The organism is Pseudomonas sp. v388 (assembly GCF_003935425.1).
Taxonomy (GTDB): Bacteria; Pseudomonadota; Gammaproteobacteria; order Pseudomonadales; family Pseudomonadaceae; genus Aquipseudomonas.
Genome location: NZ_RHQN01000002.1, coordinates 726,765 through 742,848 on the forward strand (window position 1 = coordinate 726,765; position 16,084 = coordinate 742,848).

General features: G+C 63.2%; 16 protein-coding genes. 5 read left to right on the top strand and 11 right to left on the bottom strand.

Annotation, left to right across the window (positions count from 1 at the left end; all coding sequences use genetic code 11):
- The first annotated feature begins 17 nt into the window (after positions 1-17).
- Complete coding sequence (locus EGJ27_RS07395; protein WP_125830073.1) at positions 18-914, top strand: PA4780 family RIO1-like protein kinase; 897 nt, start codon at positions 18-20, stop codon at positions 912-914.
- Positions 915-998: 84 nt separating this feature from the next.
- Here the strand turns inward: EGJ27_RS07395 and cueR are convergent, their stop codons facing one another.
- The 3 genes from cueR to EGJ27_RS07410 all read right to left on the bottom strand — a co-directional run bounded on the left by cueR (position 999) and on the right by EGJ27_RS07410 (position 4,040).
- Positions 999-1,394 carry a Cu(I)-responsive transcriptional regulator gene (cueR, locus tag EGJ27_RS07400; protein WP_125830074.1) on the bottom strand — a complete coding sequence of 132 codons (396 nt, stop codon included), beginning with the start codon at positions 1,392-1,394 and terminating at the stop codon, positions 999-1,001.
- The gene (locus EGJ27_RS07405) at positions 1,391-3,589 is read right to left on the bottom strand and encodes a cation-translocating P-type ATPase (protein WP_125830075.1); all 2,199 of its coding nucleotides are present in this window, start codon (positions 3,587-3,589) and stop codon (positions 1,391-1,393) included. The genes cueR and EGJ27_RS07405 overlap by 4 nt, the downstream gene beginning before the upstream one ends.
- A 70-nt stretch (positions 3,590-3,659) precedes the next feature.
- Complete coding sequence (locus EGJ27_RS07410; RefSeq protein ID WP_125830076.1) at positions 3,660-4,040, bottom strand: hypothetical protein; 381 nt, start codon at positions 4,038-4,040, stop codon at positions 3,660-3,662.
- A 158-nt stretch (positions 4,041-4,198) separates the two neighbouring features.
- On the opposite strand from EGJ27_RS07410, the gene EGJ27_RS07415 reads away from it, so the two are divergent.
- Positions 4,199-4,396, top strand: a complete 198-nt coding sequence (locus EGJ27_RS07415) for a heavy-metal-associated domain-containing protein (protein WP_125830077.1) — start codon at positions 4,199-4,201, stop codon at positions 4,394-4,396.
- A 102-nt stretch (positions 4,397-4,498) separates the two neighbouring features.
- On the top strand, positions 4,499-5,692 hold the full coding sequence (locus tag EGJ27_RS07420; protein ID WP_125830078.1) for a multidrug effflux MFS transporter: 1,194 nt from the start codon (positions 4,499-4,501) through the stop codon (positions 5,690-5,692).
- Positions 5,693-5,744: 52 nt separating this feature from the next.
- On the opposite strand, the gene EGJ27_RS07425 is transcribed toward EGJ27_RS07420, so the two are convergent.
- Positions 5,745-6,764, bottom strand: coding sequence for a zinc-binding alcohol dehydrogenase family protein (locus tag EGJ27_RS07425; protein WP_125830079.1), 1,020 nt, complete (start codon positions 6,762-6,764; stop codon positions 5,745-5,747).
- Positions 6,765-6,880: 116 nt separating this feature from the next.
- Here EGJ27_RS07425 and EGJ27_RS07430 point away from each other — a divergent pair, with 116 nt between their 5' ends.
- Together EGJ27_RS07430 and EGJ27_RS07435 are read left to right on the top strand one after the other, a co-directional pair.
- Positions 6,881-7,792: a LysR family transcriptional regulator gene (locus EGJ27_RS07430; protein ID WP_125830080.1), complete on the top strand. Its 912-nt coding sequence runs from the start codon at positions 6,881-6,883 to the stop codon at positions 7,790-7,792.
- Positions 7,793-8,214: 422 nt separating this feature from the next.
- A complete protein-coding gene (locus tag EGJ27_RS07435) occupies positions 8,215-8,907 on the top strand; it encodes a helix-turn-helix transcriptional regulator (protein ID WP_125830081.1) in 693 nt (230 codons plus the stop codon).
- Positions 8,908-8,980: 73 nt separating this feature from the next.
- On the opposite strand, the gene EGJ27_RS07440 is transcribed toward EGJ27_RS07435, so the two are convergent.
- From EGJ27_RS07440 to EGJ27_RS07470, 7 genes are all read right to left on the bottom strand, one after another.
- Positions 8,981-9,934: an adenosine deaminase gene (locus tag EGJ27_RS07440; RefSeq protein ID WP_125830082.1), complete on the bottom strand. Its 954-nt coding sequence runs from the start codon at positions 9,932-9,934 to the stop codon at positions 8,981-8,983.
- Positions 9,935-10,023: 89 nt separating this feature from the next.
- The gene (locus tag EGJ27_RS07445) at positions 10,024-10,992 is read right to left on the bottom strand and encodes an isopenicillin N synthase family oxygenase (RefSeq protein WP_125830083.1); all 969 of its coding nucleotides are present in this window, start codon (positions 10,990-10,992) and stop codon (positions 10,024-10,026) included.
- Between the two features lie 77 nt (positions 10,993-11,069).
- Positions 11,070-12,164, bottom strand: coding sequence for a BMP family ABC transporter substrate-binding protein (locus EGJ27_RS07450; protein ID WP_125830084.1), 1,095 nt, complete (start codon positions 12,162-12,164; stop codon positions 11,070-11,072).
- A gap of 177 nt (positions 12,165-12,341) precedes the next feature.
- On the bottom strand, positions 12,342-13,133 hold the full coding sequence (gene fecE / locus EGJ27_RS07455) for a Fe(3+) dicitrate ABC transporter ATP-binding protein FecE (RefSeq protein ID WP_125830085.1): 792 nt from the start codon (positions 13,131-13,133) through the stop codon (positions 12,342-12,344).
- A 4-nt stretch (positions 13,134-13,137) separates the two neighbouring features.
- The gene (locus EGJ27_RS07460) at positions 13,138-14,106 is read right to left on the bottom strand and encodes an iron chelate uptake ABC transporter family permease subunit (RefSeq protein ID WP_125830086.1); all 969 of its coding nucleotides are present in this window, start codon (positions 14,104-14,106) and stop codon (positions 13,138-13,140) included.
- Entirely contained in the window at positions 14,103-15,092 is a 990-nt protein-coding gene (gene fecC, locus EGJ27_RS07465; RefSeq protein WP_177522965.1) for an iron-dicitrate ABC transporter permease FecC, read from the bottom strand. The genes EGJ27_RS07460 and fecC overlap by 4 nt, the downstream gene beginning before the upstream one ends.
- Positions 15,093-16,013, bottom strand: coding sequence for a Fe(3+) dicitrate ABC transporter substrate-binding protein (locus tag EGJ27_RS07470; RefSeq protein ID WP_125830087.1), 921 nt, complete (start codon positions 16,011-16,013; stop codon positions 15,093-15,095).
- Positions 16,014-16,084 lie beyond the last annotated feature (71 nt).

Genomic DNA, 16,084 nt, shown 5'->3' on the forward strand with positions numbered 1-16,084 from the left:
ACCCTCAATAAAAGCTGATGAAAACTCCTAAACGCATTGAACCCCTGATCGAAGACGGTCTGGTCGACGAGGTGCTGCGCCCGCTCATGAGTGGTAAAGAGGCAGCTGTTTATGTGGTGCGCTGCGGCAATGAGCTGCGGTGCGCCAAGGTTTACAAGGAGGCGAACAAACGCAGTTTCCGTCAGGCGGCCGAGTACCAGGAAGGCCGCAAAGTGCGCAACAGCCGCCAGGCTCGCGCCATGGCCAAGGGTTCCAAGTTCGGCCGCAAGGAGACCGAAGACGCCTGGCAGAATGCCGAGGTCGCTGCGCTGTTCCGGCTGGCCGGTGCGGGTGTCCGGGTTCCCAAGCCCTACGACTTTCTCGACGGCGTCCTGCTCATGGAACTGGTCGCCGATGAATATGGCGATGCGGCTCCACGCCTGAACGATGTGGTGCTGGAACCGGATCAGGCACGCGAGTACCACGCGTTCCTGATCGAACAGATCGTGCTGATGCTGTGCGCCGGTCTGGTGCATGGCGACTTGTCCGAGTTCAACGTGCTGCTGGCGCCTAGTGGCCCGGTCATCATCGATCTGCCGCAAGCGGTGGACGCTGCCGGCAACAACCACGCGTTCAGCATGCTGGAGCGTGACGTCGGCAACATGGCCGGTTACTTCGGACGCTTCGCGCCGGAACTGCGGACCACCAAGTACGCCAAGGAAATGTGGTCGTATTACCAGGCCGGTACCTTGTCACCGTCAACGGTGCTGACCGGTGAGTTCGATGATCCGGAGGAAGAAGCCGACGTGGGTGGCGTATTGCGCGAGATCGAAGCCGCACGCCTGGACGAAGCCCGCCGTCAGGCCGCCCGCGCCGCCGACGACGCCCCGCCGAGCAAAACCGCCGAAGAACCGCCGCCGCCGTGGATGCAGTAACGGTCTGTCCCTGACTCGTGGGAGCGGACCGGGCGGCGCTCCTGCTCAGGTCAGCAACAACCCCGGATTCCGGTTCCATTCAGGTCAGCAACACCCCGACGCCAGGTCCTTGAGGATCGGGCAATCGGGGCGGTCGTCGCCCTGGCAGTGCTGCACCAGGTCTTGCAGGGTGTCACGCAGGCCGGCCAGTTCTTCGATCTTGCGATTCAACTCGGCGATATGCTGCCGCGCCAGAGCCTTCACGTCGGCGCTGGCACGCTGCCGGTCTTGCCACAGCGTCAGCAGCCTGCCCACTTCCTCCAGGGAAAACCCCAGATCCCGCGAGCGTTTGATGAACGCCAGCGTGTGCAGGTCCTGTTCGCTGTAGAGCCGGTAGCCGCTGTCGCTACGATGGGCCGCCGTCAGCAAACCAATGGATTCGTAGTAGCGGATCATCTTGGCGCTCAGGCCACTGTTTTTGGCTGCCTGGCCGATATTCATGGCGTTTTCTCCAGGTTTTTCGGTTTCCAGGTCTTGAGCAGCAGGGCATTGCTCACCACGCTGACGCTGGACAGCGCCATGGCCGCGCCGGCCAGCACCGGGTTGAGATAACCCAGCGCCGCCAGGGGAATGCCGATCAGGTTGAAGACAAACGCCCAGAACAGATTCTGGCGGATCTTGGCGTAAGTCTTGCGGCTGATCTCCAGCGCCGCCGGGACCAATCGCGGGTCGCCGCGCATCAACGTGATACCCGCTGCCTGCATCGCAACATCGGTGCCGCCGCCCATGGCGATGCCGATATCGGCTGCCGCCAGGGCCGGCGCATCGTTGATGCCGTCGCCGACCATCGCTACGACCCGGTCGGCCTTCAGCCGCTCCACGGTCTCGGCTTTCTGCGCCGGTAACACCTCGGCGTAGACCTCGTGAATCCCCAGCGTCTGCGCCACGGCCCGGGCGCTGCCCTGGTTGTCTCCGGTCAGCAGCGAGCAACTGATACCGCGCGACGTCAGTTGGCGCACGGCGCTGTCGGCGTCTGGCTTGAGCGTATCGCCGAATGCGAAAACGCCGATCACCGCAGGCTCGGGTGCCGTTTCGATCAACCATGACAAGGTCCGGCCTTCCGCTTCCCAGGCCTGGGCCGATTCGCCCAGCTCGCCCATGGACAACCCGCTTTCCTCCAGCAGCCTGCGGTTGCCCAGCACCAGTTGATGACCCTGCACCGTGCCGGCCACGCCGCGCCCGCTCAGCGCGCGACTGTCTTGGGCATGATCCAGCGGCAGTTGCCATTCCCGGCACACGTCCAGCACCGCTTTGGCCAGCGGGTGCTCGCTGCCGCGCTGCAAGGCTGCGGCGCGTTGCAGCAGTTGTTCTTCATTGCCTTGGGCGGCGGCCATGTGGGTGATGCGCGGTGTGCCGCTGGTCAGCGTACCGGTCTTGTCGAACACCACGACGTCGACTTCATGGGCGCGTTCCAATGCCTCGGCGTCCTTGATCAGAATCCCGTAACGCGCCGCCACCCCGGTTCCAGCCATGATCGCAGTCGGCGTCGCCAGGCCCAGGGCGCAGGGGCAGGCGATGACCAGCACCGCCACGGCATTGATGATGGCGGCTTCCAGCGCCGCGCCGGCCAGCATCCAGCCGGTGAGGGTGAGCAAGGCGATGACCAGCACCACCGGGACGAACACCTGGCTGACGTTATCCACCAGCTTCTGAATCGGCGCCTTGCCGGCCTGGGCGTCTTCCACCAGACGAATGATCCGTGCCAATACGGTCTCGGCGCCCAAGGCTGTGGTTTGCACCAGCAAGCGACCTTCACCGTTGATAGCACCGCCGGTGACCTTGTCGCCGGGCTGCTTGGCGGCTGGCAGGCTTTCCCCGCTGATCAGCGCTTCATCGGCATGGCTGCGACCTTCGATCACCACGCCGTCGACGGGAAAGCGTTCGCCGGGTTTGACCAGTACCACGTCATCGATGCGCAACTCGCTGATGGCGACTTCCTGTTCAGCGCCATCGATGACACGCAACGCCCGTTCAGGGCGCAACGCTTCCAGGGCTCGGATGGCGCTGGCGGTCTGGCGCTTGGCACGGCTTTCCAGGTATTTGCCCAGCAACACCAGCGCGATGACCACTGCCGACGCTTCGAAATACAGGTGCGGCGTGCTGCCGGGTTCGGCGTTCAGCCATTGATAGACGCTCAAGCCGTAGCCTGCGCTGGTGCCGATGGCGACCAGCAGGTCCATGTTCCCGGCGCCGGCGCGGACGGCCTTCCAGGCCGCGACATAAAAGCGCGCGCCGAGGATGAACTGCACGGGTGTTGCCAGCGCCAACTGCGCCCAGGCCGGGAGCATCCAGTGCACGCCCAGCGGGCTCAGGATCATGGGCAGAATCAGCGGCAGCGCCAGGGCGATGGCCAGCAGCAAGGCCCAGCGCTCGCGGCGCAGGTGGTGAAGTTTGCGGTCGGCTTCCAGCGTTTCATTCTGGAACAGCGTGGCGCCGTAACCGGCGTGGGTGACGGCAGCGATCAGGGTGTCGGGATCGGTCTGGGGCTCGGCCAGCACATGGGCGCGCTCGCTGGCCAGATTGACGGTCACGTTGCTGACGCCCGGCACTTTGGCCAGTGCCCGTTCAACCCGGCCTGCGCAACTGGCGCAGGTCATGCCGCTGATCGGCAGGTCGAAGGCGATAGGGTCTTGCATCTTGTTCACTCCTTGAAGGCTTGATGCCGGCAAGGATCAACCTTGCCACAAGGGCAAGGTCAAGCGTGAATCAATAGTTGAGTTCGGCCTTCTTCAGGTACATGCCGTTGAGGCTGGTGGCGATGCGGTATTTGACGATATCCCCGGCGCGCAGGCTGATGCGCGTGCTGCTTTGCGCTTCCATGCCCGGCTCGCAACCGACCACATTGCCCGGCAGCCTGCGCAAGCGCACCGACACGTCGCCGGCCGGCAGGTTGAAGGAAACCGAATCCTCCTGGAACAGGCGCCCGGCCAGTTGGTCTTGAATGTAGATGCCGATTTCGCAGGAGGTCGCCACTTCGAGGCGTTCCCGGGAAATGATCAGGATGCCGTAGTCCTGGTCGGCCTGAACATTGGGGGTAGCCGCCAAAATACCGAGAATGCCGAAGAGGCTCAATGCTGACCAGCGCATCGCTGATACTCCTGTTGAATACGTCAATGGGCCAAGCTTGGCCCACTGCAACGGCGAACGCCAGCCCGGCAGAAGAAGCAGAAACTTGACCTTGCCATGGTGGGAAGGTTGAAGATGGCGGTCCTTACCCATACACCCAGGCTGGAAAGGAGAACTCCATGCAGCTATTCAGCGTAAAAGGCATGACCTGCACGCACTGTGTTCGCGCCGTGACTCAAGCGATCAAGGGCGACGATCCGACAGCGGATGTCAGTGTCGACCTCAGCAGTGCCCGCGTGCAGGTCGACAGTTCGTTGTCGGCAGAACGGATCATCGAGCTGATCGGCGAGGAAGGTTACCAGGCCAATCTTGCCTGACTTGGAAAGGCTGAAAAGTTTTGAATTAATTTCCCGGTTCGTCCTATCCGGCAGGGCAAGCGGTTAAACTCCTGCGCTGCCCTGCCTGTACATGGACGCCTGATGAATCTGCGAACAATCCTTATCCTCGGCGCGCTCAGCGCCTTCGGCCCGCTGGCCATCGATTTCTACCTGCCCGGTTTCCCGGCCATGGCTACCTACTTTGGCACGGATGAGAAACACATCCAGCTGACGTTGGCGGCGTATTTCCTCGGCCTGTCGCTCGGTCAACTGGCTTATGGGCCGGTGGCGGACCGTTTCGGTCGGCGGGTTCCGCTGCTGGTCGGCGTCAGCCTGTTCACCCTGGCCTCGCTGGCCTGCGCCTTTGCACCGAACCTGGAATGGCTGATCGGCGCGCGCTTCGTGCAGGCGCTGGGCGGTTGCGCGGGCATGGTGCTGGCGCGAGCCATCGTCAGTGACAAATGCAATGCGGTCGAGTCGGCCAAAGTGTTCTCGCAACTGATGCTGGTGATGGGCCTGGCGCCGATCCTCGCCCCGATGCTCGGCGGTCTGCTGGTCAACACGGCGGGCTGGCAGGCGATATTCCTGTGCCTGACCGTGTTCAGCGCCGCGTGCCTGGCGGCGGTCGCCATCGGCCTGCCGGAAAGCATGCCCGCCGAACACCCGCGTCAGCCCCTCAGTGGCGCGCTGCGACAGTACGCCAACCTGTTCAAGGACCATGTGTTCATCGGCCACGCGCTGACTGGCGGAATCGCGATGGCCGGGATGTTCTCCTACATTGCCGGTTCGCCTTTTGTGTTCATCAAGCTGTACGGCGTACCGGCCGAGCACTACGGCTGGTTGTTCGGCACCAACGCGGCCGGTTTCATTCTGGTGGCGCAGATCAATGCACGCCTGCTGCGCAAGGTCGGCCCGGCGTTTCTGCTGTCCCGTGCGATCTGGGTCTATCTGGCAGCCGGCCTGACCGTATTGGGCGTCAGCCTGATGCGTACCGAGCAATTGTGGCCGTTGCTGGTGCCGCTGTTCGTGTGCCTGGCGAGCCTGGGTTGCATCATTCCCAATGCGTCGGCCTGCGCCATGAACGGCCAGGGTCGACGCGCAGGCAGCGCTTCGGCGTTGATGGGGTTCTTGCAGTTCAGCGTCGCCGCAGGAGCGGCAAGCATGGTCGGCGTGCTGCACGACGGCACGTCCACGCCGATGACGATGGTCATCAGCTTGTGCGGCGTGCTGGCGGTGAGTGCGATGGTCTACACGCGGCGCCTGCAGCGGGCACGTGACGCGCTGGTCAGCGCCTGATAATGCGGCACTCCGGACATCGCGCGATGCGGTGTCCGGAGAGTATGTCCGATCAGCCCTGGAAACCTTCCAGAACAATCTTGCCCTTGGCCTTGCCGCTTTCCAGCAGTTCGTGAGCGCGACGCAGGTTCTGGGCATTGATGGTGCCGAAGTGTTCGCCGAAGGTGGTTTTCAGCGTGCCGGCATCGATCAGCTCGGCCACCCGATTGAGCAGGTTGTGTTGCTCGATCATGTCCTCGGTCTCGAACATCGAGCGGGTGTACATGAACTCCCAGTGCAGCGACAGGCTCTTGCGCTTGAGCTTTGACACGTCCAGCGCCTTGGGATCATCGATCAACGCCAGTTTGCCTTGCGGCTTGAGCGCTTCCACCAGTTGATCCAGATGCTGCTCGGTCTGGGTCAGGCTGGCGACGTGGGTGACGTGGTCCAGGCCGACGCGCTTGAGTTCTTCGCTCAGCGGCTTGCTGTGGTCCAGCACGTCGTGGGCGCCGAGGTCGCGGACCCAGCTTTCGGTTTCCGGCCGTGAAGCGGTGCCGATGACTTTCAAAGAGGTCAGTTGACGCGCCAGTTGAGTCAGGATCGAACCCACGCCACCGGCAGCGCCGACGATCAGCAGGCTGTCCTGCTTTTCATTCTGGCCCTGGGCGACTTGCAGACGCTCGAACAGCAATTCCCAGGCGGTGATCGCCGTCAATGGGAGTGCGGCGGCGTGGGCGAAGCTGAGGGTCTTGGGCATGTGGCCGACGATGCGCTCGTCCACGACATGCAATTCGCTGTTGGCACCAGGGCGGGTCAGCGAGCCGGCGTAGAACACCTTGTCTCCCGGCTGGAACAGCGTCACTTCGCTGCCCACCGCCTTGACCACACCGGCCACGTCCCAACCCAGCACCTTGGCGGCGCCGTCTTCGGGCTGGACGTTGTGGCGGATCTTGGTGTCGACCGGGTTGACCGAAATGGCCTTGACCTCGACCAACAGATCGCGCGGCCCGGCAACGGGCTCCGGCAGCTCGATGTCCTGCAAGGACTGGGCATCAGTGATGGGCAGCGACTGGTAGTAGGCAATGGCTTTCATGGCATGGTCCTGGATGATGATTGGAATGGGCAGATGATTAGCTATTTCCAGCGCAGATAAAACCCGCTAAAAGAGCAGGCTCTTTCAATATTTCTTTGATAATGCGGGTGGTACTCATGCTGCGCTTCGATGACCTGCAACTGTTCGTGCGTGCCGCCGATCTGGGCAGCCTGTCCGCGGCTGCGCGGGTCATGGACCTGTCGGCGGCGGTCGCCAGCGCGGCCCTCAAGCGGATCGAACAGCAATTGGGCGCACGCCTGCTGGCGCGTTCGACCCGCAGCCTGCGGCTCACTGCCGAAGGTGAAGGCTTTCTCGAATACGCCCGCGCTGCGCTGTCCAGCCTCGAAGAAGGGCGTCGTCTGTTGGCGAGTAGTCAGGACCGCTGCGAAGGCGTGTTGCAGTTGTCCGCGCCTTCTGATCTGGGGCGCAATGTGCTGTTGCCCTGGCTGGACGAGTTTCAACTGCGCCATCCGCAGCTCACTGTTCGCCTGCTGCTGGGTGATCGGATCGCCGATCTGTTTCGCCAGCCGGTGGACGTGGCGTTGCGCTACGGGGAGCCGGAAGATTCGAGCCTGGTGGCGCTGCCGGTGGCTCCCGGCAATCGGCGGGTGCTGTGCGCCGCGCCCGCTTACCTGAGCCGGCACGGTGAGCCGCGCCAACTCGAACAATTGGCGCAGCATAACTGCCTGCTGTTCATGCTCGGCGACCGGGTTCACGACCACTGGACCTTCCATGACGGCCGCCGTGAAGTGGGCCTCACCGTCGGCGGCAACCGCTTCAGTGACGATGCCGACGTGGTACGCCGCTGGGCCGTGGCCGGCGAGGGCGTGGCGTACAAGTCGGCGCTGGATGTCGCCGCCGATATCCGCGCTGGCCGCCTGAAAGTTTTGATGCCAGAGCTTCAGGGCGAACTGGCCCCCTTGAACTTGTTGTGCGCCCATCGCGCGCAACTGAGCAAACCGATCAATCTATTGCTTGAGATGCTTCGGCAGCGCTGCGAACAGCACTCGTTAGTTGAGCGTGTTTAATCGTTTATTGGCTACGAAGTTTGAAGAATTGGCCTACGGAAACTTCGGAAAGTGCAAATAAAAGAGCGAGGAAACAAGACAGGTTGCAGGTTGCCGATGCGCTGTTTCAACGTCTCTGTGCGCGGTGTTACGCGGCCTTTCAGGCTGAAATATCTGAGCTGATCGTGAAAATCCGCGAGATAGAGCCATTCCTGAGTATTGCCATGTTATGTCCGCTCAAGCGCCTTTGAGCAGCGTCGAGTCGACTTATGCATATTTGTCGGCCGAGACGCTGCGCACAGGAACTTTTACCTGATCGGCTGGCAAGGCGTAGAGTTTATACTTGGCATTTCAGGTTGGATCCACGTTCAACTTGCCGGAGCGTGATGGGGCCAATTGAGTAAGTCATCGCGCGGATGTATGTATCAACAGGGAGTGAATACATGGAATATGCACCTTGCATCAGCCAGATTGCGGCATTGTTGGCCGACCCCAAGCGGAGCGCAATGATATGGGCGTTGATGGACGGTACTGCTCGACCTGCCGATGAGTTGGCGCTGCTGGCAGGACTCTCGACGTCTTCCGCGGGCGCCCACCTGGCACGTCTGGCCAGCGGCGGACTGTTGAAACAGGAGGCGCGTGGTCGCAAGCGTTTCTTCCGCCTCGCAGCTCCGGAAGTGGGCGCGGCCGTGGAGGCGCTGGCCAATGCCTCGTTGGTCAGCGCCGACCAGATCAGCCGCAGCGTCGCGCAGCCCATGCCGCCGTTGCCGCTGCGCCGGGCGCGTATCTGCGCCGATCACCTGGGCGGTGAAATGGCCGCCGAGCTCTATCAGCGGCTGCTCGGCGCGGGGTGGATCGAGCAGCAGGAACAGCGCATCGAAGTCACCAGCAAGGGCATGCTCAAGTTCGCCGAACGCGGCATCTACGTTCCGGCGCTGGCGCAACGCAAGCGCGAAACCGTGTGTACCTGCCCGGAATGGAGCGAGCGCAGTCCGCATCTGGGCGGCGCACTGGGAGCGGGATTGTTGCAGCTGTTCATTCAGATGGGCTGGCTGCGCACCACCGAGGAATCCAGCACCTTGCAGGTGTCGTCCAGCGGGCAGCGCGAGATCAGCAAGATCGCCGCAGCAGCGTAAGGGCGGCCGGCGGGCGCCTGCGGTCGGGAAGCCCAGGCCGCAGACGCCCGCCATCGAGCGGCGAAGCGTCAGGTCAAGGCTTGACCAGACGAGCATCCAGGCTGTTCTGGGCCAGGCGTTGCGCCTGATCCTGGGTCATACCCAGATGGGTGTACAGCGCGTGGAAATTCTCGGTGACGTAGCCACCGAAATACGCCGGGTCATCCGAATTCACCGTCACCTTCACGCCGCGTTCCAGCATGTCGAGAATGTTGTGCTGCGACATGTCGTCGAAGACGCACAGCTTGGTGTTGGACAGCGGGCAGACCGTCAGCGGAATCTGCTCGTCAATGATCCGCTGCATCAGGCGCTCGTCTTCGATGGCGCGCACGCCGTGGTCGATACGCTGGATTTTCAGCAGGTCCAGGGCTTCCCAGATGTATTCGGGCGGGCCTTCTTCACCGGCATGGGCGACGGTCAGGAAGCCTTCGTTGCGCGCGCGGTCGAATACGCGCTGGAACTTGCTCGGTGGATGGCCCATCTCGGAGCTGTCCAGGCCGACGGCCACGAATGCATCGCGAAACGGCAGTGCCTGGTCGAGGGTCTTCTCGGCTTCTTCCTCGCTCAAGTGGCGCAGGAAACTGAGGATCAAGCCACTGCTGACGCCCAGCTTCGACTGGCCATCCTTCAACGCAGCCGTGATGCCGCTGAGGACCACTTCGAAGGCAATGCCGCGATCGGTGTGGGTCTGTGGATCGTAGAACGGTTCGGTGTGGATGACGTTCTGTTCTTTGCAGCGCAACAGGTACGCCCAGGTCAGGTCGTAGAAGTCCTGCTCGGTGCGCAGCACGTCGGCGCCGCGGTAGTACAGGTCGAGGAATTCTTGAAGGTTGTTGAAGGCGTAAGCCTTGCGCAGGGTCTCGACGTCATTCCACGGCAGAGCGACTTTATTGCGCTCGGCCAGCGCGAACAGCAGCTCAGGTTCCAGGGAGCCTTCGAGGTGCAAGTGCAGTTCTGCCTTGGGCAGGGCGTTCAACCAGTCGTACATGTTCGTTTCTCATCAGGTGCAGATCGCCAGCATTGTACAGATGCCCGCCCGGCAGCAGGGTAAAACCTGACCGGGCGTTCAGTTCTCGCTCAGGCCGTCGCGTCCTGCTCGCGACGATAGGCGTAGGTGTCGGCGAAGCGCGACAGCAGAAATTCTGCACAGGTGGTCACCGGATAGCGCGCCGGCTGGCTGTCGCTCTGGCAGCCCGGCAGGCATTCGATGCGGGTGTCCGGGTGCGGCTCGGCGAAGAACGGCATCGAGTAGCGATCCACACCCAGCGGGCTGATGACCCGGTGCGGCGTGGACACGTAACGATCGTTGCTCCAGCGCGCCATCATGTCGCCGAGGTTGACCACGAAGGTGCCGTCGATGGGCGGCGCGTCGATCCATTGCCCACGCACGTCGCGAACCTGAAGCCCACCGGCTGCGTCCTGGTACAGCAGCGTCACGCAACCATAGTCGGTATGTGCGCCTGCGCCCTGTTGATCGCTTGAGGTCGCGGTGTGGCGCGGCGGGTAGTGAATCATCCGCAAGACGCTGACCGGGTCCTTGAAGCGCTGATCGAAGAAATCAGGCTCGATGCCCAACGCCAGGGTCATGGCTCGCAACAGCGTTTGCGCCAACGCCTGCATGTCGAGGTAATGCTGCTCCATCAGGCTTTCCCAGCCGGGCATGTCCGGATGCCGATTCGGTCCGCGCAACGGCTTGCCCGCCAGCACCTCCGGATGATCGGCCGGCATGTGCAGGCCCATGTCGAAGGTTTCCTTCAGGTCGCTGGGCAGGTTGGGGTCCAGTTGTTCGGTGGCGATGGCGCCATAGCCGCGGTGGTGGGTACTGCGGGTGATGTCGATCTTCAGCTTCTCGTCCATGGGCTGGGCGAAGAACGATTTCGCCAGCGCCTGAACCTGCTCGATCCGCTGCGCGCTGATCGGGTGGCCTTTGATGTAGAAAAAGCCCCATTCGCGGCAGGCCTTGTCGATGCGCGTGGCGATGTCCCGCCGCGCCGATGCGTCGGTGCCGTAGAGTGGCGTGATATCGATGATGGGAAGCTGGTTCATCAACCTTTCCTGATAACCGTGGGAAGTGAAGGGTCGTGCTCGTCAGAAAGTCCTCTCCGGGCACGACCGACGGCCAGTTACTTGGGCAGCTCGGCGCTGATGCCTTCGACGTAATAGTTCATCGAGGCCAGCTCGGCCTGGGTGGCCACGGCACCTGCCGGGATTTTCACGTTGCCGGCCTGATCCTTGATCGGGCCGGTAAACGGGTGGAATTCGCCGCTCTCGATGCTGGCCATGATCTTCTGTGCCTCGGCCTTCACATCGGCGGGCACCACATCGCTGATCGGCAATTGGACCGTGCCTTCTTTCAGGCCCCCCCAGTAATCCTGCGGTTTCCAGGTGTTGTTCAACACGCCTTCGGCGGCCTGGATGTAATGCGGCCCCCAGTTGTTGACGATGGATGTCAGCACTGCCTTGGGACCGAAGTGCGCCATGTCCGATGCGTAACCCACCGCGTAGACACCGCGACGCTCGGCGGTCTGGATCGGCGCCGGGCTGTCGGTGTGCTGGAATACCACGTCCACACCCTGATCGATCAGCGCGTTGGCCGCGTCGGCTTCCTTGCCTGGATCGAACCACGAGTTGACCCACACCACCTTGATCTCGGTGCCGGGGTTGTACTTGTTCAAGGCCAGCTGGATGGCGTCGATGTCGCGCAGCACTTCCGGGATCGGGAACGAAGCGACGTAACCGATCTTCTTGGTCTTGGTCATCTTCGCGGCAATGTAGCCACCCACATAGCGACCTTCATAGGTCCGCGCCAGGTAAGTGCCCATGTTCTTGTCCTGCTTGTAGCCGGTGGCGTGCTCGAACTTGACCTTGGGAAACTGCTTGGCGACTTTCAACGTTGGGTTCATGTAGCCGAACGAGGTGCTGAAGATCAGGTCATAGCCGCCCTTGGCCATGTTGCGGATGACCCGCTCGGCGTCCGCGCCTTCCGGTACGTTTTCCACGAAGCTGCTGCTGACCTTGTCGCCCAGCGCCGCGACCATCGCCTTGCGGCCTTGCTCGTGCTGATAGGTCCAGCCGTGGTCGCCGATGGGGCCGATGTAGACAAAGCCCACTTTCAGCGGGTCGGCGGCCAACGCGTGCAGACTGGAAGTCAGCCCGACGACAGCGGCCATGGCGCACAGCAGTTTCTTCAGCGGACGACGTGGAAGGGTGGAATGCATCGGGTCAGGCTCCTTGCGGTCTTGTTGGCGTCCGGCAATGGGTGATCCATCGGGCGGGTTCAAGCCAACAATGCAAAAAATTGACCAACAGGACAGCTTATGGCGCTTCCGTGGCTGGCGCGCCTGAAGGCATCCAGCCGATGCAGCGCGACGGTGCAGCTGCGAGTGCAGACGCCGCTAACTGGTGCAGCGCGTGCTGCGTTCGACGATGCACATCGGCGTGCCGGCCACCGGTTCGCGCAGGATCTGCACCTGCACATCGAACACCCGGCACACCAGTTCGGCATCCAGCACATCGCCGGGCGCACCGCTGGCGACCAGGCGACCGGCCTGCATCACGGCCAGATGATCGGCGTAGCGGCAAGCCTGGTTGATGTCATGCAGAACAGTCACTACGGTCTTGCCTTCGGCACTGAGCTGGCGCATCAGGTCCAGCAGCTCGACCTGATGGCTGATGTCCAGGTACGTGGTCGGCTCGTCGAGCAGCACGATGGCCGCGTCCTGGGCGAGGATCATCGCCAGCCAGGCGCGCTGCCGTTGCCCGCCGGACAGATCGGACAGCGGGCGTTCGGCCAGGGTGTCCAGTTCCATGCGTTGCAGGGCCTGATCGACACAGGTTCGGTCCGCACCGCTCAAGCGTCCCCACAGGCTGTTGTGCGGGCTGCGACCGTAGGCGACCAACTGGCGCACAGTCACGCCTTCCGGAATCGGCAACACCTGCGGCAGAAACGCGACCTTGCATGCCAGTTCACGGGCCGAGAGCCGGGCGTAAGGCTTTTCGTCCAGCGTCAGGCTGCCGGCCTGAGGGATGAGAATGCGTGCGAAGGTCTTGAGCAGGGTCGACTTGCCGCAGCCGTTGGGGCCGATCAGCGCGGTGACTTTGCCGGGCGGCGGGCTGAACGAAAGGTCTTGCACGATGCGGGTTGCGCCGTAGCCGATGTCGAGGTGCCGTGCCTGAAGAATGCTCATGGGTTCAACCTTTGAATCGGGCCAGCAGCCACAGGAAATACGGCGCGCCGATCACCGCCGTGAGGATGCCGGCGGGGATTTCGCTCGGTGCGATCAGCGTGCGGCCCAGCGTATCGGCAAGGACCAGCAGCAGCGCGCCCACCAGCATCGAGGCCGGGAGCAGATATTGATGATGTCCGCCCACCAGACGGCGGGCCATGTGCGGCGCGACCAGCCCGACAAAACCCACCGGCCCGATGATCCCGACCCCCAGGCTGGTCAGCAGCACGGCGCAGGTCATCGCCAGCCACCGCACGCGCACAAGGCCGGTGCCCAGCGTCTGCGCGGCTTCGTCGCCCAGGCCGATCAGGTTCAACGGTTTGGCCAGCAGCAGTCCGGCCGGAATCAACAGTACGAAAGGCAGCATCAGCAGCACATGGTGCCAGTTACGGCTCCACAAGCTGCCGGTCAGCGCAAGCAATGCGGTATTGATATCCAGCGGGTTGGACAGGATCAGGAACTCGGTGATGCTCGACAGCGTGACTGCAATCGCCACGCCCGACAGCGCGAAACGCACCCCGGAAAACTGCACGCCGCTGTTGTACAACGCCAGCAGCAAGGCACCCGCCGCACCGCCCAGGCACGCCACCAACGGCAACCACACCACCGGCAGTTGCGGCAGGCCAATGATGGCGAGGGTCAACGCAAGCCCTGCGCCCTGAGTGACGCCGAGAATTTCTGGCGAGGCCAGCGGATTGCGAATCACGCCCTGGACGATGGCTCCCGCCAGGCCGAACGCGGCACCGGTCACGATGGCGATCAGGCCGCGGGGCAGGCGGTGATTCCAGACGTCGAAGTCCTTGCTGTCGTGGGCGATCAAATGATCGAGCACCGCGCCCGGTGTCAGCCACACGGTGCCGGCACTCAGGCTCAGCCATATCGCGAGCAACAACAGCCCAAGCAGGATCAGCAATCTTGGTCCGGCCCGGCTCATAGCGCACGCCTGGCAAGAAACAGGAAGAACGGCGCGCCGATCAACGCAGTAACGACGCCGGCCGGGGTTTCCACCGGGAACGCCACGGCGCGGCTGATCAGGTCTGCCGCCAGCACGATGGCCGCGCCCAGCCCGGCGCTGACCGGGATCAACCAGCGGTAATCGTTGCCCAGCCATTGCCGGGCGATATTGGGTGCAATCAGACCGACGAAACCGATTGGCCCTACTGCGCAAACGCTGGCACCGACCAGCAGCAGGCTGACGACGAATACCAGCAGCCTTAGCGGGCCGATTCGCACGCCCAGGGAACGGGCGGCGTCTTCGCCGAGGTTGACCAGGTTCAGGCGTGGCGCGCAGGCCATGGCAAGAACGACGCCGATCAAGGTGCAAGGCCATAACAGCTGCAACTGGCTGGCGCCGACATTGGCGAGCGATCCGGCCAGCCAGTTGAGCACACTCTGTGCCTGGGCTTCGACGAGGATAACGGTCAGCCGGGTCAGCGCCGCACACAGGGCTGCCACCGCGACGCCCGCCAGCACCAGCCGACCTTGCGCGGCGACCGGCGACCATGCACCGCCGAGGCTGAATACCGTGATCCAGGCGAGCGCGCCACCCAGACAGGTCATCAGCAGCGCGCCGCCGGGGAAAGGCAACGCAACCAGCCCGGTGGAAAACAGCGCCAGGCCCAGCGCTGCGCCGGCAGTCACCCCAAACAGGGAAGGGGACGCCAGCCGGTTGCGGGTAATGCCTTGCATCAAGGCGCCGGCCACGCCGAGGCAGGCGCCGACCAGTGCCGCACACAGCGCACGAGGGACGCGCAATTGCGCTACCACATAAGCGATGTTGCTACCGCCCCGGCCTTGGGCGACCAGTCCGTTCCACGCGTCGCTGCGGGTGATGTCGAACGGCGACAAGGCAAACAGCGATACCCAGAACAATCCCAGGCATGTCGCGGCGATTACGCCGGCCAACAACCAGCGGCGCATTTACGGGTTCAGCACGGCCTTGCCGCCTTTAAGGACGGCAAGGGCATCTTCGGCGATCTGTTCGGAGGCCATGATTCCGCGATTGCGCGCCCAGCTGTCACCGTCGACTTCCGCGACCTGCTTGTTGCGCACCGCACCAAGTACCTGCCACAGCGGCTGTTTGCTCCAGCTGTCCACCAGGCTTGGACGGCGGTAGTGACCGACCAGCAACCAGGCCGGGTCCAGCGCCAGCAATTGTTCGAGGCTGACGAATTCGGTAGGCGCAGCGTTCTTGCGCACTTGCGGAGTCTGTAAACCGATGGCCTGCAAGACACTGCCCGCGTAAGAGTGCGGACCGTGTACCGAGAAGCTGTCTTCCCGGGCCACGCCGAACAGCACTTTCGCACCGGTCGGAATCTGCGTGGCGATCTGCTGGAGATGGGCCTTGTTCTCCGCGATTCTTGCCTGCATCTGCGGGCCTTTGCCTAGCGCGGTGCCGATCAGCTCGGCGGATTTCAGGCTGCCCTGATAATCCTCGCCGCGGGACGGCAACATCAAGGTGGGCGCCAGGCTGGACAGGTCGTTGTACAGCGCCTGATGGCGACCGAGATCGGCGATGATCAGGTCGGGCTTGAGGCGGGCGATCACTTCAATGTTGGGTTGCGAACGCAGGCCTACCGATTGCCACTCGCCGATGGCCTTGCGGGCCCGGGGCAGAACGCGGTTGGCATCGCCGTCGTCCGCAGCGCCCACCGGCGTGACACCCACCGAGGCCAGGCTGTCGAGAAACGAGAACTCCAGCACCACGACGCGCTTGGGAGTGTCCGGCAGGTGAACCTTGTGTTGGCCGTCGTCGATGTCGATGGGGGCTGCCTGAAGCGCGCCGACCGAGAGCGTCAACACAGTGCCGGCCAGCAGTTGCAGAAGTCGTGATTTGCGCATGACTGATTTACCCCTTTCCTTGCAGCGAACCGTCGCGCCAGACAGGCCGCGAATAAAAACGGCGGGCACTA